We start from the raw sequence: 18,804 nt of genomic DNA on the forward strand, positions 1-18,804 counted from the left end.
CAAGGGATTAAAGTGCGAACTCAATCCTTATGGATTACCCTGTAGATGCCAGTCATCCTCCGATTGCTCGGTTTCGACTGAACGAATCGCACTTTATACTCGCATTGTGATCTCTATCTAACTTACTGCCACACTGACAAACGTGGGTACGAGTAGATAGTGACTTTTTCACCATTACGCCACAGCTAGAGCATTCTTGACTTGTATATGAAGGATTTACCGCAATAGTAATCCGCTTAAATACTTTCCCAAAATACTCTAACCAGATTCTAAATTGATACCATCCAGCGTCATTGATTGATTTTGCCAAACAATGATTTTTGACCATGTTCTTAATCCTCAAATCTGTGCGCTAAGAGCGCCCCGCTTCGCTAACGTAGACCACTACATCGTTTGATGTGATTACGCACCTTGCCAATTTCACGGCATAGTCTTTACGCTGTCTAGTTATTTTGAGGTGAACTCTACCTAATGTATTCCGCGCTTTGCGTCTATTGCTAGAACCTTTAACTTTCCGAGAAACAAGTCTTTGCGACCGTTTCATTTTCCGCTCCCCAGTTCTATAGAACCGAGGATTTTCAATCTTCTCACCAAGCGAATCAGTATAAAAGCTTTCCAACCCGACATCTAGCCCAACGGTCTGATGAGTTGGTTGTATGCTCAATTCTGTGCGTTCTACATCAACACAGAATTGAGCATACACACCATCCACACGTTTTACCAATCTCACCCGTTTTATCTGGTTGATTTGGTAGAAATGCAGGTCACGAGTGCCTTTTAACTTTAATTTACCAATACCGTTTTTATCGGTGAAAGTTATAGATTTACGATCATCTGCAAGTTTCCATCCTGATGTTTTGTACTCAACAGAATGGCAATTTTTCTGGAATTGGGGAAATCCCTTTTTACCAGATATCTTTTTCTTACAGTTGTCGTAAAAGCGAGATATAGCAGCCCATGCTCGTTCGGCTGCGGCTTGTCTAGCCATTGAGTTCAGCTTATTCGCAAAGGGGAACTCTGTCTTCTAGCAATGCACAATGCCGTGATAGTTCAATCCAAGATTTAGCAAACCCATCCATCCACAATCTGACAGCTTTATTCCGAATAAACTGAGTGGTTCGGATTGCTTCATCAATTGCTTGGAATTGCAATGCTTTGCCGTAGGTTTTGAACTCAAAAACTAGCATGGATATCTTTATATTTCGCTTATCTTATTGTAGCATACTCATCATAAGACTATAAAGTATCTTGAGGAAATGCAATATAAAGCCGTGCTAGAAGCACGGGGCTTTTACCCATTTTTCTAGTAAATGACCGTATCCCTACCGTACTCAATTAATTTTTTTGTATTTTAAGTCTGATCAAAATCTAGCTTTCCTAAACTGCTACACCATTAGATGTGACTACGCACTCAACCAATCTAGTTAAGTTTTTAGGTTGCTTAGTTATACTTTATTTCAGACATCTCTTAATCGGATCACATCCACGAAGACGCCAGGGATGAAAATGATTTAAGGCGTTTACGCCTTGGTGACGCTTTATTTTTCTACACAGATCAATTAGCTTATGTAAAGCGTGATAACATAACTATTGTGGTGAATAATGGTCGAGCCATGATAGTTTACGAGTTTAAGGTAAAAGGGAAAGAGAGGCAGTATCGGGCTATTGATGAGGCGATTCGTACCAGCCAATTTGTCCAAAATAAGTGCTTACGTTATTGGATGGACAACATAAGTATAGGTAGATATGACCTCAATAAATACTGTGCGGTATTGGCTGAAGAATTTTCTTTTGCCGATGAACTTAATTCAATGGCTAGACAATCTGCTGCTGAACGTGCATGGTCGGCGATAGCGCGGTTTTACAATAACTGCAAGAAGAAAGTTAAAGGCAAAAAGGGGTTCCCTAAATTTAAAAAACATTGTCGCTCAGTTGAGTACAAGACAAGTGGCTACAAACTTTCGACTAATCGTAAAGCAATTATTTTCTCAGATAAAAAAGGCATCGGAACCCTAAAACTAAAGGGAACCTACGATCTAAACTACTACGATATTAAGCAAATAAAAAGAGTCGGTTTAGTACGTCGGGCTGATGGGTATTATGCTCAGTTTGCGATTGATGTTGATGTTAGGGTTGAATCCAAACCAACTTTTGAAGTAGTTGGTATTGATTTAGGGTTAAAATATTTCATTGCTGATAGTAAAGGGAATGTGGAACCCGCCCCTAAGTTTTACCGCAAGTCTGAGAAAGCTTTCAACCGTGCTAATCGTAAAAAGTCCAAGAAGTTTAGCACGATAAAGAAGAAAGCCAAAGCTCGGCAATCTCACAATTACCACAAAGCTAGAAATAAGTATGCCCGTAAACATTTAAGGGTAAGTAGGCAACGAAAAGAGTATTGCAAAAGATTAGCGTACTCCGTCATCCAATCTAACGATTTGGTAGCCTATGAAGATTTGAATGTGAAGGCTCTGGTACGTAACCGACATCTAGCTAAATCTATTAGCGATGCTGGTTGGTACACTTTCCGCTTGTGGTTAGAATATTTTGGACATAAATATGGGAAAGTAACCATTGCTGTTCCTCCCTATAATACAAGCCAAAATTGTTTTAACTGTGGCGAGAAAGTGAAAAAATCTTTGTCCACGAGAACCCATGTTTGCCCTCATTGTGACTACGTGGCGGATAGAGATTTGAATGCTAGCATCAATATTTTAAGATTAGGATTGAGTACGGTAGGGCATACCGGAATTTACGCTACAGGAGATTTGCCCTCTTGGGCGGTTGGCGCAAGCCTGCCGTCTAACGGCGAGTCTGTGAATGTAGAATCCCCATGATTCCGAATAAGTGAGCGTAGCGATACTTATTCAGCCAGGGGAGTGTCAAATTAGTGTATTTATGTTGGATAAGTTTTCCGTAGAGCTAAAGTAGTGCTTTGAAGTTATTTATTAATATGTATATCCTGAATAGGGACTTTGAGTTATGAAGGTTAATTTGCAGCCTGCCTTGAATGATGGTAATTTGGACGCAAATCAACTGAACAGTCAACGTCAGTTGGGAGTTTCGATTTCGGCGATCGCAGAGACTCAAGATCGCCATGTACCCCTGAATTTATGCTTAATTCTCGATCATAGTGGTTCGATGAATGGGCGATCGCTAGAAACGGTGAAAAAAGCAGCGATTCGTCTGGTAGATAGACTCAATCCTGGCGATCGCCTCAGTGTGGTAGTTTTCGATCACCGTGCCAAAGTCTTAGTACCTAGTCAAAGTATCGAAAATCCAGAGAAAATCAAGCAGCAAATTAACCGCCTAGCTGCCGATGGTGGAACTGCAATTGATGAAGGACTGCGCTTGGGGATTGAGGAGTTGGCGAAGGGCAAAAAAGATACTGTTTCCCAAGCCTTTTTGTTAACCGACGGGGAAAATGAACACGGTGATAACAACCGCTGTTTGAAATTCGCCCAATTAGCTGCTAGCTATAATTTAACTTTAAATACTTTGGGATTTGGTGACAACTGGAACCAAGATGTTTTAGAAAAAATTGCTGATGCTGGTTTGGGTACTTTATCTTACATTGAAAAACCCGAAGACGCAGTGGATGAGTTTAATCGCCTGTTCAGCCGCATTCAAACAGTGGGATTGACTAATGCTTATCTGTTATTGTCTCTAATGCCCAATGTCCGGTTAGCAGAACTCAAACCCATCGCCCAAGTTTCCCCAGACACAATTGAGTTACCACTGCAACAAGAAGCTGATGGACGTTTTGCGGTGCGGTTGGGAGATTTAATGAAAGATGCGGAACGGGTAATCTTAGCTAATATTTATTTGGGACAATTGCCAACAGGTGAACAAGCGATCGCTAATGTGCAAGTCCGCTACGATGACCCATCTGCCAACAAAGTAGGTTTAGTTACACCAAGTATCCCAGTTTATGCCCATGTAGTCAAAAATTATCAAGCAGACCCGAATCCCCAGGTGCAGCATTCTATTTTAGCATTAGCTAAGTATCGCCAAACCCAGCTAGCCGAGACGAAATTGCAACAGGGCGATCGCTCTGGTGCGGCGACGATGTTACAAACGGCTGCTAAAACTGCGCTGCAAATGGGAGATAAAAGTGCGGCGACGGTGTTACAAACCTCTGCTACTCAGTTGCAAGCTGGACAAGATTTATCTGAAAGCGATCGCAAGAAAACCAGAATGGTCTCCAAAACAGTTTTGCAAGATACCCCTCCGCAATGAAAGTTAAATTGCTATCGGCGTTAAATGACAATAATGTTGATGTGGCTCAAACAAGTAGCCAACGTCAATTGGCAATGACGATTTTTGCAATCGCTGGTGAGTTTGACCAAAATCTCCCCCTTAATCTCTGCTTGATTTTGGATAGAAGTGGTTCCATGCATGGACAACCAATTAAAACGGTGATCCAGGCAGTGGAAGGATTAATAGATCGGTTGAAAGTAGGCGATCGCATCTCAGTTGTGGCTTTTTCCGGTTCTGCGTCAGTCATTATTCCCAACCAAGCGATCGAAGACCCCGAAAGCATCAAATCTCAAATTAAAAGCAAACTGACTGCTAGCGGCGGTACTGTCATCGCTGATGGTTTGGAATTGGGAATTACAGAACTGATGAAGGGTACAAGAGGCGCTGTTTCCCAGGCGTTCCTGCTGACGGATGGACATGGTGAAAGCGGTTTGCGGATTTGGAAGTGGGATATTGGGCGAGATGACAATAAGCGCTGTCTTAAACTGGCGCAAAAGGCTGCCAAGCTGAACCTAACTATCAACACTTTCGGATTTGGTAATAGCTGGAATCAGGATTTGCTAGAAAAAATTGCTGATGTCGGTGGTGGGACTTTAGCCCATATTGAACGTCCAGAACAAGCTGTAGATCAGTTTAGCCGACTGTTTGGGCGGATTCAGTCTATTGGGCTAACTAATGCCTACTTGTTGTTATCTCTAGTGCCTAATGTCCGACTAGCAGAATTAAAACCCATTGCCCAAGTTGCCCCAGACACAATCGAGTTACCAATAGAACCGGAAGCTGATGGTAGCTTTGCTGTGCGTTTGGGAGATTTGATGCAGGATGTAGAACGGGTAGTTTTGGCGAACATTTATCTGGGACAATTGCCAGAAGGTAAACAAGCGATCGCGCATCTGCAAATCCGTTATGATGACCCGTTGGTTAATGAACAAGGTTTACTTTCGCCTGTGGTGCCAGTGTATGCAGATGTAGTGCGGGCGTATCAACCGGCGTTAAATCCCCAGGTGCAACAGTCTATTTTAGCATTAGCGAAGTATCGCCAAACTCAGTTAGCTGAAGCGAAATTGCAACAAGGCGATCGCGCTGGTGCAGCTACAATGCTACAAACGGCTGCTAAAACCGCTTTACAAATCGGAGATAAAGGGGCGGCGACAGTCTTGCAAACTTCCGCCACTCGTCTGCAAGCTGGAGAACAACTTTCCGAAGCAGACCTCAAGAAAACTAGGATTGTATCAAAGACAATTTTACAAGAATAGTAAAAATCCAGCGTTGCTGATTAATGGTATGAAAGTTTCGTGCCAAGGCAAGGCAGCGCGTTGGGCGGGTTTCCCGACTTGAAGCGACTGCCGCGCAAAGCAAGAAAAAATATTTTATTCCTCAATTGAGCAACAAAGTAGTCGCATATTCCTAACTTATTGATTAACAACCACCCAAGAGTTTGACTTATGCTGATCCAGAAGATTGTCCAAGAATTGCAAGACATCCCTGAAGACAAACTAGCAGAACTTTATGATCTAATTCACTACTTTCGACTAGGTTTAAGTCAAGAACGTACACAACCTCGCACCCCTGGTTTATTGCAAGGACAGCTCGGCGATGCTTTCTTTGAAGCACTGCCAGAAGATGAACTCCAGCAATGGGAATGAGCTACCTCATCGACACCCATATTCTGCTGTGGTGGCTCTTTGACGATCCAAAACTTCACACTGACTGCCGAGAGATCATTCGCAACCCAAATCATCGCATCATTGTTAGCAGTGCTTCCGCTTGGGAAATTGCCACCAAATACCGGATGGGTAAACTACCCGAAGCCAAACAACTCGTTGAGCAATATTTACAGATATTGCATCAGGCTAAATTTATCGAACTTGCCATCACCACAGCCCATGCGCTCAGAGCAGGAAGCCTACCGATCGCCCACAGAGATCCCTTTGATCGCATGATCATGGCTCAGGCTGAACTCGAAAGTTTAGTTGTCATCACCTACGACAAAGCCTTCCAGACTGGACTGATTCAGGTAATTCCCGACCTCAAGTAAAGCAAGGTATCGCCAAACCAGTCAGCTGAGGCGAAATTGCAACAAGGCGATCGCACTGGTGCAGCAACAATGCTACAAACGGCTGCTAAAACCGCTTTACAAATTGGAGAAAAGGTGCAGCAACAGTGTTGCAAACTTCCGCCACTCGACTGCAAGCTGGCGAAGAATTTTCCGAAGCAGACCTGAAGAAAACTAGAATTGTATCAAAGACCGTTTTACAAGAATAGCCCTTTGATAATTTGTAATTTTTATGCAACCTACTGGTATTCGTTATGTAGATATTATATTATTTGCTCTGATTAGGAACGCTGAAAAAATCTAAAACAATAGACATCTCCAGAAATTAATTATGCGTTTCCCGAAATCATTGCTAGGCACAATGTCACAAGAGCTAGGCACAATGCAACAACATTGCAAACAAGAATTAGAACAACAATCATTGCATGAAGACTCATTGCTCTCAGCAGCTAATCTTACAAGTTGTTGACCAGCTAATGAACATTGCCTAAATCTTTGTCTCGACATATACAAAGCAGTTCGTAAATCTTGTTCTAAAATTGTCTGTTTAACATATTGAGAGCAAGATTCATTACCATAGAATAGACGATGCGGACAAGAATACCCCTTCAAGGGTGAAAGGTATTTTTGGTATTGAGAAATTAGAGTGGCAATTGTATGGCGGATAGCAGGCTCGAAATCTATGGTTACAAAATTATACATAACATTACTTTAATTCTTTCACAGTCGAACAATGTTCTAAGAATTATGATTCCCAAAACAAACTTAAAAATTAGTTATTTTTTTAAGTTTTCTAAGCTGCTAATTGTTGTCTAAGTAAGTAGGCGTGAATAATTAAAGGTTTGTAGTAAGGGCTTCAGGGCTAAAGCCCTTACTACGAGACAATTTAATTAATTTTATATTGCGTTAAGTTAAATATGTCAAAAGTTAGACATCAGACAACAACGGTAAACGATGGATACGAATACGGCTTGGCTCAACTGTAACGGCTTCATAGCGGTTAGGTAGTTCTATGATGCGATCGCTCAAGTAGGACAATGCAAAAATTAAGGCTTGCTGAATATCTTCATCTTCTAATTCGGGAAACTCCTGGCGCAGTTCTTCTCGATTAGGGTAGGTAGCTAATAACTCAATCACTCGACGAACGGTAAGCCGAAGATTACGAATAGAGGGCTGTCCATTCATGCGATTGGGATTGCTATTTCATGGAAGTAACCCTACCTCCTTACAAAAATCGTAATCGACCACGGGGCGATCGCAGATGAAAACACAATGCTTCTCTTTAGATAAAGCAGTTACAGAGATAAATACCAGAGATTCTAGTAGATTGGATAAAGGTAAATAACCGGATCTCAGCAATGGGGATTAAGCAGCATTTATTACTTAGTCAGAAGAATCAGCGTTAGCGCTCAGAGGATGTCAAAGAATTATGCCTTTGATATTCAATCCGCATTTGCTTAACCTCAATTTGCTGAGATTCTAAAAACTCAAGTTTTTCTACTTGCTGTAATCCCAAACTTTCAACCTGTTTGAGTTCCGAGTCTGATAATGGCCAAGGTGGCCCAGAAGGTTCAACTTCTGTGTCCCGAACACGAGTAATTAGCAAAAGTGTGCCACCAGGAGCAACGACAAAGGCAACTGAAGAAATAACTGAAGAACGCACATTCAACGGCAGAGATTGAATATTACGACATTCAAAAACAAAGTCAAACCCAAGATGCCATTGTGGGGGAATTGCTAACAAATCTGCAACTACATAGTTGACAGTCGAATTGGGAAATCGCTGCTTACACCAAGCAATAGCCGTGGGGGAAATATCAAAAGCAGTTACCTCAAATCCCAGATGAGCTAAAGCTTGTGCATCATCCCCCAAGCCACAACCAATAACTAGCGCCTTTTGTCCAGAAGTGAACGGTTGATGATTCGTCAACCAATCTTGTAGATAAGAGTGAGGAGCTAACTTTGCCCAAGGAATTTGTGTTGTATCACCTTGAGCTTCGGCATATAAAACTTCAAACCATGCCGATGGTTCTGATTTTTGTAAAGCTTCGGTAGCTAACTGTTTAACATGAAGCTGTATATTTTCTCTTTGTTGTTCAAACATAAAAACTGACATTACTAACAATTGTGGGAAAGTTCGGAATACCCTAAGTATTATAGATATTGCGCTATAGCTAGGCTGGGAGCGAGAGCAATTATACATTCTTAAGATTTATTCTTACTCTTAGCAAAATTAGACCGCTTATGTTGATCAGAAACGATTCTACTCCAAGCAAAATTTTATAGCAAGGCACAGTAAATAAGGCTTCTGCCACTAAAATAGAAAAATCATTCAATAGCAAAGTACTTATGGGTAATGAAGTTGAACTACTTGAACACTGGCGAGAACTCACACCCGAAAAGCAACAAAAAGTTTTGGAGTTCGTTGAACTACTTAAATCGGAGTCATAAACAACACCCCCCAAATCTGATTTTCTGCCACAAACACCCTTAGCCAAAAAATTATGGTCAATCCGACAACGAGCGATCGCTGCTGGATTGCAACTTCTAAACGTTGACGAAATTGAACTTGAACTTGCTGCACGGCGCGGTGGATTCCGTGAGTCGCAAAAAGACCTACATAGACTCTGGTGTACTGATCAGCGCTTTCTGTGGCATTCAGTCAATCAGCATTGTAGCTCATCAAATTCTTAACGATGAAAATCTGGAGTTTGCCTCAAGTCGCTTCGTTCAGTTAGAAGTCTTGCCTAAAGCAACTTTTAACAAGCAACAAGGGCGTTGCAGAATTTTACGAAACATTTTTTAGTGCTGTCATCCACTGGGCAACTGACTTAGAGCAAATTTTACAGAATGCTGATCAAATTGCCTGTACTTACGGTTTAGCTGCGATGGATGCACTTCATGTGGCGGCTGCTCTGCAAATTAAAGCCGATCAACTGATCACTACTGAAAAGCCAACCAAACCAATGCACCGAGTAACGGAAATCCAGATTATTTCAATATAAAGCGATCGCTCACAACCAAAAGCTTCGCAGCAAACAATCCAATTGAGGGCGTTGCTGATTCCATGTATGAGATTTTGCAATACCTGCATCACGTAGCAATGCTGCCGCAGAGAGTGGTAATCCCTGACGGGGCAACAGTTTCTAATGATTAGACATCTGGTGAAATTAAATATGCGTTACCCAGAACCCTTGTAGAGACGTAGCACTGCTACGTCTCTACGTTCTTTTTCGGAGATGTCTATTAAATATCAAATGAACCAAATATCAATCATCACCTCTGCTATCCTCGTCTTCTCCTTTGATCTTCTGCGGGACAAAACCCGGCAGATCGGTACTGTCAACCGCAAAAACGAAAAACTTGTTTGGGTTGTCAACACTTGTCGAATGATTGGTATCCGCCGCTAAAGTACCAAGAAAATCGTTGTCATTAGCGATGAATAATGTATGCTTTACCACTCCGTTGATCTTCACATCTTTTCCGAAAGCCAAACCTTCAAGCTTGGCTGGAATGTCCTCTTCTTTGATGCCGTATTGAGTTAGTGCAAGCACCACGTCGAGAAACAGGCTCTTACTAACCGCCTTGCCAACAAGGTTGCTTTCCCCAGTGATATTGCTTACTTCTTGAGCATTTGTCAGATCGATATGGTAAATCTTCTTGAAAGCAGCCTTAGAGCCGTCGCCCAAACCTTTGCCATCGCGTTCATCTACTAGGAATTGGCGATCGCTAATGGCCAAAATCTCGCTGACGGTGGGATACTTCGGTTTAGCCGCCGTACCAATATTATCTAGCTGATAGACGTATTCCTGAGTAGCACCTGTTTCTATGTCAATCTTGACAATTCTGGTGTAAGCACCACTAGTGCCACCGTCTTGGAGCAAAGGACTTTGCAAAATACCAAATAGGGTCTTGCCGTCGGGGGTAATTGCAAGTCCTTCCATGCCTTTGTTCGCAACCCGACCGGAGGTGTTACCATTGATCTCTGTATCACTAACAGGACTCAAGTTGCTGATTGCAAACTTGCTAGGTAGGTTAAACACTTTGATACGCTTACCTGTATTGCGGTTGAATTGATATACATAAGGGCCGTATTCATCCGAGATAAATATCTGCTCTCCACTATTGGATACACGCACCCCTTCAGGATCGAAACGCGCATTGTTAGAATATGTGGAGATTTGGGTGGGGTCAAAGTTGTCCGAGCGTCCAGTGAAATAGTTTTTATTCTTGGTATTTAAGGCTGGGGCACCGTTAGGTAGTGGGGCACCGTTAGGTAGATTCAATCCTGCACCATTTCCGTAGTAAAGAGGCTCTTTGCTAAATAACAGAGTTGTGTCAATTAAGCGAGGGGTAAGGGTGAAAGGCAAGGTTGATGAACCATTGCTTGGTACGAGTTTCAGTTTGATAGTTTGGAAGCGGTTAATATAGGATGCTGTATCACTCACAGCGCTGTTGTATGCCACTGCATTTGGACCTCGGTCTGGGATACCAATAAAGGTATTATTGCCAGCGTAAGCTAGTCCCGACCCTAGACCACCCAAAAGGTTTCCTGGAACGCCGTTTTCCAAAGGAGCAGATGTTTCGGTGGAGCGATCGCCAATCTTACCATCGAGGCTCCCAACTGCAATCAATTTAACCTCTGCATTGGCAGCAGGAGCCATTGCAAATAACACCAACAATGACAAAATGAGACTTTTGTTGAGCATATCAGTTCTATTGCTAAAAGACAGTATTTATTAAAAAATATTGTCAGTTTTTTTACTTTTTTAGTATCCATTACCAGTGGTTAAATGAAAGTTAAGCTTAGATTAAGCAAAAATATTAAAGTTTGTATAAAACTCTCTTAGTAGCATTCAAAATCTGCTAGTGAGAGACAAATAAAAACCACGTTATATATAAAAAATGGTAAAGATAAAGTCTAAAATAGAAAAATTAAATAATTACAATTCAAAAGTAAAATTCAAAATTCAAAATATTAGCAACTAATTTTATAAACTTCAGAAATAAAACTGGATTTCGATATTTCCACTCAGCAACATCAAAAAAGAAACAAGGTTTTAAACAAAACTTAACTAGATAAAATTTGCCACTACCAAAATATAACCAAAAATTACTCATGGCTTAATCATCAACCATAAACATCTGTACTTGAATAGTTATGGTTATCCCTATTATAGAAAAATTGCATGAAAACTAGTAGAAACCAAGGGTATCTATTAAGTCTTTTGCTGGTAAGTAGCTTGAGTGCAAGTATCCAATCAGCTAGCGCTGGAACTACCAGACCCGTTGGTAACTCAGAGAGTGGAGCAGCTTTGCTACCTACAGGTCAAATCATCACGCCTGCAGCAGTACCAGGCTCGACGTTTGCACCTTTAGGAACTGGTTTGCGTACAGATAATAATGCTGATGCTGCTGAAGCCGTAAGTACAGCCCTCAGCCCTGATGGAAAAACTTTACTGGTGCTTACTAGTGGCTATAACCAAAACTTCAAGGATGAAAATACAGGTAGTACTTTCACTTATCCTGTATTAGACCCGTTAACTGGCAAGCCAAGTGGTACAACAACCCCAAAAGCAGAATGGGTTTTTGTCTATGATGTCAGTAGCGGTAAGTTAGTTAAAAAACAACAAATTAATATTCCTAATACCTATAACGGTTTGGCTTGGGCTAAAGATGGCTCACGTTTCTTTGTCTCAGGCGGAATTGACGATCGCGTGTATGTTTATGCATCTAATGGTAGTCAGTACGTACCAGATGCCCCCTTTATTTTATTAGGTCACAATTCTAACCAAACTGCCCCCTTCCCTAAATACGATGGTGGTTTGTTGAAGGATACACCAGCTAAGGCTGTGAGTACAGGAGCGGTTGTAGCGGGTATTGCAGTTAGTCAGGATGACAAGACCTTAGTGGCTGCAAACTTTGAGAATGACTCTATATCAATCGTTGACAATCCTACCCGTAAGGTAACTAAAGAAATTAAGTTCTTTAGGGCAGGCGATAAAATAGCAACCGGTGAATTTCCTTTTGATGTCGCTATCAAAAGTACAGAAAATGGTCAAGCAGCTAAAGTTTTCATTAGTAGCCAGCGCGATAACGAAGTAGTTGCTGTTAGCATTACTTCTGGACAAATCACCCGTATACCAATAGGTAGCCAGCCAAACAAAGTACTGCTTTCAGCCGATCAAAATCGACTATACGTAGCTAATGGTAATGATGACTCGATTTCAGTCATTGATACAAATAATAATCGGGTTGTTCAAACCATCTCTCTGTCTCGCCCTGGTGATAAATACAAAGGTGGCAATCCCAACTCTTTAACTCTCAGTCCAGATGGACGAACACTTTATGTTACTCTAGGCGGCGAGAATGCGATCGCTGTTGTGGACTTGCAAGCTGGTCAGGTGAATGGACGCATCCCCACTGGCTGGTATCCAAATTCTGTAAGTGTCAGCCGAGATGGTCAAAGACTTTACGTTGTCAATGCTAAAAGTAATTCCGGCCCCAACCCGTCAAACAGTCGAACGACACCAGCTGGACTTGCACGTAACACTAATTTTAAAAACGATTACACCTGGGCTTTAGAAAAAGCTGGGATCTCAATTATTCCAGTGCCAAGTAGCAGTACTTTGGCTATGCTTTCAACGCAGGTAGACAAAAACAACGGTTTTTATAATCGTCGTCCTGACCGGATAATGAGGTATTTACAAGGCAAAATTAAGCACGTTATCTACATAGTTAAAGAAAACCGTACCTACGACCAGGTACTCGGTGACTTACCTATCGGTAATGGCGACCCATCACTTACCTTGTTTCCATACAAAATTTCACCTAACCATCACAAGCTGTCCCTTGGCTTTGCAACTTTTGATAACTTCTACGACAGTGGCGAATCCAGTGGAGTAGGTTGGAACTGGTCTACTTACGGTCGTACTACAGACTACACCGAAAAAACTCAATCAGTTCTTTACGGTAACGCTGGCTTTAACGGCTTAACCTACGATTACGAAGGTACAAATCGGAATATCAGTCTTGGACTACCGCAAACTTCCTCGAATAACTCGCCAATCAATACCCGTATAACAGGAGTTTTAGATCCTTCTGGGCAGTCTTCCATATTACCTGGAAACAGGGATGTTGATGCTCCCGAAGGAGATGGTAATCTCAAGCCGGATGCCATTGGTGGTTATCTGTGGGATACGGCGCTACGTGCTGGCAAGACTGTACGCAATTACGGTTTCTTCGTTGATAACGGAATTCCTTACACCACTAGCCAAACTGATCCAACCAAACCCGATCCGAAAAACCCAGCTTATATCCCCATCTCCCCAACCCCTTACGCTGACAAGATTCCTCAAGCTCCCGTTACTAAAACTGCATTGTTGGATAAAACCGATCTTTACTTCCGCTCATTCGATCAAAATAATGCCGATATTTATTTGTACAACGAATGGCAAAGGGATCTTCAGCAAAATGGATTACCCAATTTAATGCTTGTGCGTTTATCTCACGATCATTTTGGTTCCTTTGGCACTGCTTTGTTTGGACTAAATACTCCTGAACTGCAAATGGCAGATAATGACTATGCTATTGGCAAGTTGGTAGAGAAAATTTCTCATCTACCGGAGTGGAAAGAAACAGCAATTTTCATCATTGAAGATGATTCTCAAAATGGGCCAGATCACGTTGATTCCCACCGTTCCTTAGCCTACGTTATTTCGCCCTATACAAAACGGGGTGTGCTCGTTAGCACTAACTACAACACCATTAATATATTGCGGACAATGGAGGATTTGTTAAACATTAACTATTTGGCAATTACTGATGCTAATGCTCAACCAATGTCAGATGCCTTCACAAGACAACCAAACTTTGAGCCTTACACAGCTATTGTGCCAGGTAACTTGTGTGCTCAATCTGTAGATCCGAAACTAGTACCAGCTTGCCAAGACCCCAATGTTGAAAATACAGCAGCTATACCCATTCTAAATGATGCAAAATGGTGGGCTGCTATGACCAAGGGGTTCAATTTTATCGGTGAAGATAACGTGGATGCAGAAGAATTCAACGAAATTGTCTGGGCAGGAATTAAGGGCGGTAATATTCCTTATCCTGAAAAACGTAACGGTAAAAACTTACGGCCAAACCGCGCTCAACTTCTAAAGGATTGGCAATTGAGTCAAACGAATAACTCTACTGGCGCTAAGAAGTAAGTATTAGGTGTCTGGTGAAAATGTAGAGATGTACCACTGCTACGTCTCTACAGGGTTTAAATAGTTTATTTATCTAATGCAACAGGAAAATTGAAATGAAATTGTTTCCACAATTAGCGATCGCTACTAGTCTGATTCTGGGTTTAACTACCTTAACCACTAAATCTGCATCGGCTGTAATTATTAATTATGCGTTCAATGTTGATAGTTCTACAGCTAAAGGTAACGGTCTATTTAGCTTTGATGACGCAACTTTCAGTAATGATAATATCCCAGTAGCGCCTGTTCAAGCGCTAAGTTTTCAATTCGATAATGACCCCAATATTTATACCGCAACTGATGATGTTGAATATCCAGATTATCCCGTTGCATTTCCAACTGTATCCTTAGCAGATAACGCACCTATTGGATTGCTGTACAGCTTCCTTGACAAAGCTAATCCTGACAAAAGTTACGAAATTGCTGGAACATTATTTTCTGTCTCCTCCGAAACTTCCGATTCCGGTATAGTTTCTTATCGACAAGTACCTGAACCTAGTACTTTAGGTAGCACACTTCTTCTTGGCACTATTGGCTTGTTCATGAAAAGAAAGGTAAGATCAATCAAAAACATTAAAGCTTAACCTCGACTTAAGAGGGTGTAATGTGGTTGGGTTCCCACCTACGTACACTCTCTTAATAATTGTACTAAAAATAAGCAAAACTCCAATGAAAATCACTGGTATTCATCATGTAGCGGTTATTTGTTCTGACTACGATCGCTCCAAAAAATTCTATGTCGAAACTTTAGGCTTTTCGATTATTCAAGAGACTTTTCGCGCCGCCAGAAATTCTTATAAATTAGATTTAAAAGTTGCAGAAAATACTCAAATCGAACTATTCTCTTTCCCCAATCCTCCAGAACGACCTAGTAAACCAGAGTCTTGTGGTTTAAGACATCTTGCTTTTCAAGTTGATGATGTAGAGGAAACTGTTTTTTATTTAAAATCAAAAGGGTTAGAGATAGAAAATATCAGAGTTGATGAAATTACAGGTAAAAAATATACTTTCTTTAAAGACCCAGACAATTTACCATTAGAAATTTATGAGCGTTAAAATTACTGCTGACAGGCAAACTTATTATCACTATAGATAATGAAGCGATGTCTACGATGAGCGACGCTTAGGCATCAGTCTAATTAAGGCTTCGTGCTGCCAAAATTTCTATATTTATAAACTATGCTTACACTTCTAAATCTTCTTCTGCACAAGTCAAATATTACTAGATAAAATTTATCTGGTTGTTTGGCGGACAGTAAACACTTCTACCAAAAGAATCGCCAGTTTCTGCATCCCTTAATTTCACAAGTTTAGCGTTATCAGTACACACACTTCTACCTTTAGCCATTCTGAACTCACCTTGGACAAAACCAGTCACTATCCTTAAGGTTTCTTCTAGGTTGCCAGTTGCGGCCATTGCTGTAAATCTGGTATATTCCCAGTCAAAAAACTCAAAATCGATCGCTAAGAGATAAATATCTGCAATATCCAGCCAAAGAATCCAGGATAATGAATCATAATTAATCTCTATAGCTTTGAGTTATCAGCCATCAGCCACCAGTTACCAGCCGGAAGCTGAGATGCCTAATACTCAAGGCTTTTGATTCAACTTAACGAATTGACTATGAATTCTGAACAAATCAAAAATTCTCTAAATATTTCGCCAGCGATACGTGTGGGAGTATTGGGTTTCGGTGGACTCGGACAAGCAGCCGCCAAGGTAGTTGCTGGCAAACGAGAAATGATTTTAGTCGCCGCAGCAGATCAAAAAGGCTACGTTTATGCTAATGACGGTTTAAATACTGAAGAATCCATTGCAACCTATCAGTCCCAAGGTTCGGTGGGTTATTTAGAGCCAATTGGTACATTAACAAATCAAAGTATTCAGGATTTAATCGAAATAGCTGAAGTAGATGGGTATTTTTTGGCTTTACCTAACCTACCTAATGACTTTATTCCTAATGTCGCTAAGGAGTTTATCAAATCTGGTTGGCGTGGGGTACTAGTAGATGCGATTAAACGCACCACTGCTGTAGAACAACTCCTAGCGATGAAGGAGGAACTGCAAGCCGCCGGGATTACCTACATGACAGGATGTGGTGCTACCCCTGGACTGTTAACAGCAGCAGCAGCATTAGCCGCCCAAAGCTTCGCTGAAATTCATCAAGTTGAAATTACCTTTGGGGTGGGAATTGCTAACTGGGAAGCTTACCGCGCCACTGTTCGGGAAGATATAGGTCATATCCCTGGTTACACAGTAGAAACTGCAAGGGCGATGACTGACGCAGAAGTAGAAGCACTACTAGATAAAACTAATGGCGTGCTTACCTTGACAAATATGGAACACGCTGATGATGTGATGTTAGAAGTAGCGGGGATAGTAGGGCGCGATCGCGTTACAGTTGGTGGTGTAGTCGATACCCGCAATTCCAAAAAGCCTCTCAGCACCAATGTTAAGGTAACAGGACGTACCTTTGAAGGAAAGATTTCCACCCATACCTTTACTCTGGGAGATGAAACCAGCATGGCAGCCAATGTCTGTGGTCCTGCTTTCGGCTATCTCAAAGCTGGTAGACAATTGCACCAACGCGGCATTTATGGAATATTCACTGCTGCCGAAATTATGCCTAAATTTGTTAGATAAATAGGGACTGGGGACTAGGGACTAGGGACTGGGAATAACCAATAACCAATCCCCAATCCCCAATCCCCATGCCCAATCCCCAATTCTTATAATAGGATTTCAGTGCTGATAAATCAGAGGTCTTATAATAGGATTTCAGTGCTGATAAATCGGAGGTAAGTGTGACCACTACGGTACACTGGCAGGAAAGGGTTGGTAATCAAAGGGATTGGATTTGGCGCGGCTGGCAAACCCGCTACACTTACATTCGCCCCAGCCAAAATCACCACAATACAACACCGCTAATTCTGTTACATGGCTTTGGCGCTTCCATTGGTCATTGGCGACATAATTTAGAGGTGTTGAGTGAGCATCACACAGTTTACGCCATAGATATGTTGGGTTTTGGCGCTTCTGAAAAAGCCGCAGCTAATTACAGCATCGAACTCTGGGTTGAACAAGTTTACGATTTCTGGAAAACATTTATCCGTCAACCAGCAATATTAATAGGCAATTCCAACGGTTCACTGATATCTATGGCCGCCGCCGCCACCCACCCCGATATGGTGCGGGGTATGGTGATGATGAGTTTACCTGACCCGTCATTAGAACAAGAAGCAATTCCTCCTGTGCTGCGCCCACTCGTCACAGCAATTAAAAATGTTGTTGCTTCGCCGTTGATACTTAAACCTGTATTTAACTTCGTGCGCCGTCCTGGGGTGCTGCGTCGCTGGGCACGTCTTGCCTACGCTAACCCAGAGGCAATTACCGATGAACTGATCGAAATTTTAGCAGGGCCTCCCCTAGACCGGGGTTCTGCGAGGGCGTTTAGTGCTTTATTCAAAGCTGCGATCGGAATTAATTTTAGTCCTAGTGTCAAGACAGTATTACCAACCTTAACAATTCCCATGCTTTTAATTTGGGGACAAAAAGACCGGTTTGTTCCGCCAGCCTTGGCTAGCCAATTTGCCCAATATAATGAGAAGTTAGAACTGCTGAATCTGGAGGATGTCGGGCATTGTCCCCATGATGAATGTCCAGAACAAGTTAACCAAGCGATTTTAGATTGGATTGAGAGATGGGTTGGCGTAGGCGTTGGCGTCGCCTCTCGTAGAGAAGCCCCCCGCAGGCATCGCCAACCGTTGGTTATTCCCTAAATATTATGCAATGAGAGCGATCGCATCAGCAGTACCTAGCCAATCGTCGCTTGGCTAGTATCAACATCTGTAGCACCATTCACTGAACGCGCCACAGAATTCATCTTATTGAGAATTTCCTGACTGGGGACTTTACCTTTCAACACCACAGTGCTACCTGTTTGAGCAACCCAAAGGGTATTAACATCGTCGAGATCGGGGTCTTCATCAAATGCCAACGCTACCCGCTTGGCTAAACCACTTTGGTCATATTCTCCGCTTAATCCCAGACGTTCTGGGGGTGTTGATTGCGTAGCAGTAGCGACATCACTACTAGGAGCTTGCTGTACAGCCTGTGGAGCCGGATTTACTTCTGCATTTTGAGGTTTTTCCATGCCAAACAATCTTTGTAACCAACCCATAAAAACTTTTCTCCTAATTAGAGGCTTATCAAATCTGAGTATAAAAGCTTTACAACAA

The 18,804-nt window shown here is 41.9% G+C and carries 17 protein-coding genes and 3 pseudogenes; 12 read left to right on the top strand and 8 right to left on the bottom strand.

The genetic code is table 11. The annotated features are described in order from the left end of the window. Positions 1-52 precede the first annotated feature (52 nt). A pseudogene (locus V7K62_RS19275) lies at positions 53-1,187 on the bottom strand (RNA-guided endonuclease InsQ/TnpB family protein). Positions 1,188-1,613: 426 nt separating this feature from the next. Here V7K62_RS19275 and V7K62_RS19280 point away from each other — a divergent pair. From V7K62_RS19280 to V7K62_RS19305, 6 genes and pseudogenes are all read left to right on the top strand, one after another. Then, complete coding sequence (locus V7K62_RS19280; protein ID WP_334866846.1) at positions 1,614-2,834, top strand: RNA-guided endonuclease InsQ/TnpB family protein; 1,221 nt, start codon at positions 1,614-1,616, stop codon at positions 2,832-2,834. A 145-nt stretch (positions 2,835-2,979) separates the two neighbouring features. Continuing rightward, on the top strand, positions 2,980-4,236 hold the full coding sequence (locus V7K62_RS19285) for a vWA domain-containing protein (RefSeq protein ID WP_334866778.1): 1,257 nt from the start codon (positions 2,980-2,982) through the stop codon (positions 4,234-4,236). Beyond that, positions 4,233-5,513: a vWA domain-containing protein gene (locus V7K62_RS19290; RefSeq protein WP_334866780.1), complete on the top strand. Its 1,281-nt coding sequence runs from the start codon at positions 4,233-4,235 to the stop codon at positions 5,511-5,513. Before V7K62_RS19285 ends, V7K62_RS19290 begins: the two co-directional genes overlap by 4 nt. Before the next feature lie 189 nt (positions 5,514-5,702). Then, positions 5,703-5,903, top strand: coding sequence for a hypothetical protein (locus V7K62_RS19295; protein ID WP_334866783.1), 201 nt, complete (start codon positions 5,703-5,705; stop codon positions 5,901-5,903). Further along, positions 5,900-6,295, top strand: coding sequence for a type II toxin-antitoxin system VapC family toxin (locus V7K62_RS19300; RefSeq protein WP_334866785.1), 396 nt, complete (start codon positions 5,900-5,902; stop codon positions 6,293-6,295). Before V7K62_RS19295 ends, V7K62_RS19300 begins: the two co-directional genes overlap by 4 nt. A gap of 18 nt (positions 6,296-6,313) precedes the next feature. Then, positions 6,314-6,522: pseudogene (locus V7K62_RS19305) on the top strand (hypothetical protein); the annotation flags it as partial. Positions 6,523-6,613: 91 nt separating this feature from the next. Here V7K62_RS19305 and yidD read toward each other — a convergent pair. The 4 genes and pseudogenes from yidD to V7K62_RS19325 all read right to left on the bottom strand — a co-directional run bounded on the left by yidD (position 6,614) and on the right by V7K62_RS19325 (position 8,897). Further along, complete coding sequence (gene yidD / locus V7K62_RS19310; protein ID WP_334866787.1) at positions 6,614-7,015, bottom strand: membrane protein insertion efficiency factor YidD; 402 nt, start codon at positions 7,013-7,015, stop codon at positions 6,614-6,616. 225 nt (positions 7,016-7,240) lie between these two features. Further along, positions 7,241-7,501 (bottom strand): annotated as a pseudogene (locus tag V7K62_RS19315) (DUF433 domain-containing protein); the annotation flags it as partial. 214 nt (positions 7,502-7,715) lie between these two features. Continuing rightward, on the bottom strand, positions 7,716-8,417 hold the full coding sequence (locus tag V7K62_RS19320) for a class I SAM-dependent methyltransferase (RefSeq protein ID WP_334866789.1): 702 nt from the start codon (positions 8,415-8,417) through the stop codon (positions 7,716-7,718). A 330-nt stretch (positions 8,418-8,747) separates the two neighbouring features. Beyond that, positions 8,748-8,897 carry a hypothetical protein gene (locus tag V7K62_RS19325; protein ID WP_334866791.1) on the bottom strand — a complete coding sequence of 50 codons (150 nt, stop codon included), beginning with the start codon at positions 8,895-8,897 and terminating at the stop codon, positions 8,748-8,750. 15 nt (positions 8,898-8,912) lie between these two features. Between V7K62_RS19325 and V7K62_RS19330 the strand changes: the two genes are divergently transcribed. Further along, positions 8,913-9,119 carry a hypothetical protein gene (locus V7K62_RS19330; RefSeq protein WP_334866793.1) on the top strand — a complete coding sequence of 69 codons (207 nt, stop codon included), beginning with the start codon at positions 8,913-8,915 and terminating at the stop codon, positions 9,117-9,119. Positions 9,120-9,582: 463 nt separating this feature from the next. Here V7K62_RS19330 and V7K62_RS19335 read toward each other — a convergent pair whose 3' ends face one another. Next, positions 9,583-11,022 (bottom strand): esterase-like activity of phytase family protein, encoded by a 1,440-nt coding sequence (locus tag V7K62_RS19335; RefSeq protein WP_334866795.1) that lies wholly within the window; start codon positions 11,020-11,022, stop codon positions 9,583-9,585. Positions 11,023-11,502: 480 nt separating this feature from the next. Between V7K62_RS19335 and V7K62_RS19340 the strand changes: the two genes are divergently transcribed. From V7K62_RS19340 to gloA2, 3 genes are all read left to right on the top strand, one after another. Then, positions 11,503-14,526: a beta-propeller fold lactonase family protein gene (locus tag V7K62_RS19340; RefSeq protein ID WP_334866797.1), complete on the top strand. Its 3,024-nt coding sequence runs from the start codon at positions 11,503-11,505 to the stop codon at positions 14,524-14,526. A gap of 95 nt (positions 14,527-14,621) precedes the next feature. Further along, the gene (locus tag V7K62_RS19345; protein WP_334866799.1) at positions 14,622-15,149 is read left to right on the top strand and encodes a PEP-CTERM sorting domain-containing protein; all 528 of its coding nucleotides are present in this window, start codon (positions 14,622-14,624) and stop codon (positions 15,147-15,149) included. An 85-nt stretch (positions 15,150-15,234) separates the two neighbouring features. Beyond that, positions 15,235-15,621 carry an SMU1112c/YaeR family gloxylase I-like metalloprotein gene (gene gloA2, locus V7K62_RS19350; protein ID WP_334866802.1) on the top strand — a complete coding sequence of 129 codons (387 nt, stop codon included), beginning with the start codon at positions 15,235-15,237 and terminating at the stop codon, positions 15,619-15,621. A gap of 166 nt (positions 15,622-15,787) precedes the next feature. Here gloA2 and V7K62_RS19355 read toward each other — a convergent pair whose 3' ends face one another. Beyond that, positions 15,788-15,982, bottom strand: a complete 195-nt coding sequence (locus V7K62_RS19355) for a hypothetical protein (protein ID WP_334866804.1) — start codon at positions 15,980-15,982, stop codon at positions 15,788-15,790. Positions 15,983-16,189: 207 nt separating this feature from the next. Here V7K62_RS19355 and bioU point away from each other — a divergent pair, with 207 nt between their 5' ends. Then, positions 16,190-17,209: a (S)-8-amino-7-oxononanoate synthase BioU gene (gene bioU / locus V7K62_RS19360; protein WP_334866806.1), complete on the top strand. Its 1,020-nt coding sequence runs from the start codon at positions 16,190-16,192 to the stop codon at positions 17,207-17,209. A gap of 161 nt (positions 17,210-17,370) precedes the next feature. Beyond that, the gene (locus tag V7K62_RS19365; RefSeq protein WP_334866808.1) at positions 17,371-18,345 is read left to right on the top strand and encodes an alpha/beta fold hydrolase; all 975 of its coding nucleotides are present in this window, start codon (positions 17,371-17,373) and stop codon (positions 18,343-18,345) included. Positions 18,346-18,380: 35 nt separating this feature from the next. Here the strand turns inward: V7K62_RS19365 and V7K62_RS19370 are convergent, their stop codons facing one another. Next, entirely contained in the window at positions 18,381-18,746 is a 366-nt protein-coding gene (locus tag V7K62_RS19370) for a phospholipid-binding protein (RefSeq protein ID WP_334866810.1), read from the bottom strand. Positions 18,747-18,804: the final 58 nt, after the last annotated feature.

The organism is Nostoc sp. (genome assembly GCF_036917935.1).
Taxonomy (GTDB): Bacteria; Cyanobacteriota; Cyanobacteriia; order Cyanobacteriales; family Nostocaceae; genus Nostoc.

Coding starts and splice junctions, on each gene's coding strand:
- yidD (WP_334866787.1), bottom strand. CDS start 7,015: ATGTATAATTTTGTAACCATAGATTTCGAGCCTGCTATCCGCCATACA.
- V7K62_RS19295 (WP_334866783.1), top strand. CDS start 5,703: ATGCTGATCCAGAAGATTGTCCAAGAATTGCAAGACATCCCTGAAGAC.
- bioU (WP_334866806.1), top strand. CDS start 16,190: ATGAATTCTGAACAAATCAAAAATTCTCTAAATATTTCGCCAGCGATA.
- V7K62_RS19370 (WP_334866810.1), bottom strand. CDS start 18,746: ATGGGTTGGTTACAAAGATTGTTTGGCATGGAAAAACCTCAAAATGCA.
- V7K62_RS19285 (WP_334866778.1), top strand. CDS start 2,980: ATGAAGGTTAATTTGCAGCCTGCCTTGAATGATGGTAATTTGGACGCA.
- gloA2 (WP_334866802.1), top strand. CDS start 15,235: ATGAAAATCACTGGTATTCATCATGTAGCGGTTATTTGTTCTGACTAC.
- V7K62_RS19320 (WP_334866789.1), bottom strand. CDS start 8,417: ATGTTTGAACAACAAAGAGAAAATATACAGCTTCATGTTAAACAGTTA.
- V7K62_RS19355 (WP_334866804.1), bottom strand. CDS start 15,982: ATGGCCGCAACTGGCAACCTAGAAGAAACCTTAAGGATAGTGACTGGT.
- V7K62_RS19340 (WP_334866797.1), top strand. CDS start 11,503: ATGAAAACTAGTAGAAACCAAGGGTATCTATTAAGTCTTTTGCTGGTA.
- V7K62_RS19290 (WP_334866780.1), top strand. CDS start 4,233: ATGAAAGTTAAATTGCTATCGGCGTTAAATGACAATAATGTTGATGTG.
- V7K62_RS19280 (WP_334866846.1), top strand. CDS start 1,614: ATGATAGTTTACGAGTTTAAGGTAAAAGGGAAAGAGAGGCAGTATCGG.
- V7K62_RS19345 (WP_334866799.1), top strand. CDS start 14,622: ATGAAATTGTTTCCACAATTAGCGATCGCTACTAGTCTGATTCTGGGT.
- V7K62_RS19300 (WP_334866785.1), top strand. CDS start 5,900: ATGAGCTACCTCATCGACACCCATATTCTGCTGTGGTGGCTCTTTGAC.
- V7K62_RS19335 (WP_334866795.1), bottom strand. CDS start 11,022: ATGCTCAACAAAAGTCTCATTTTGTCATTGTTGGTGTTATTTGCAATG.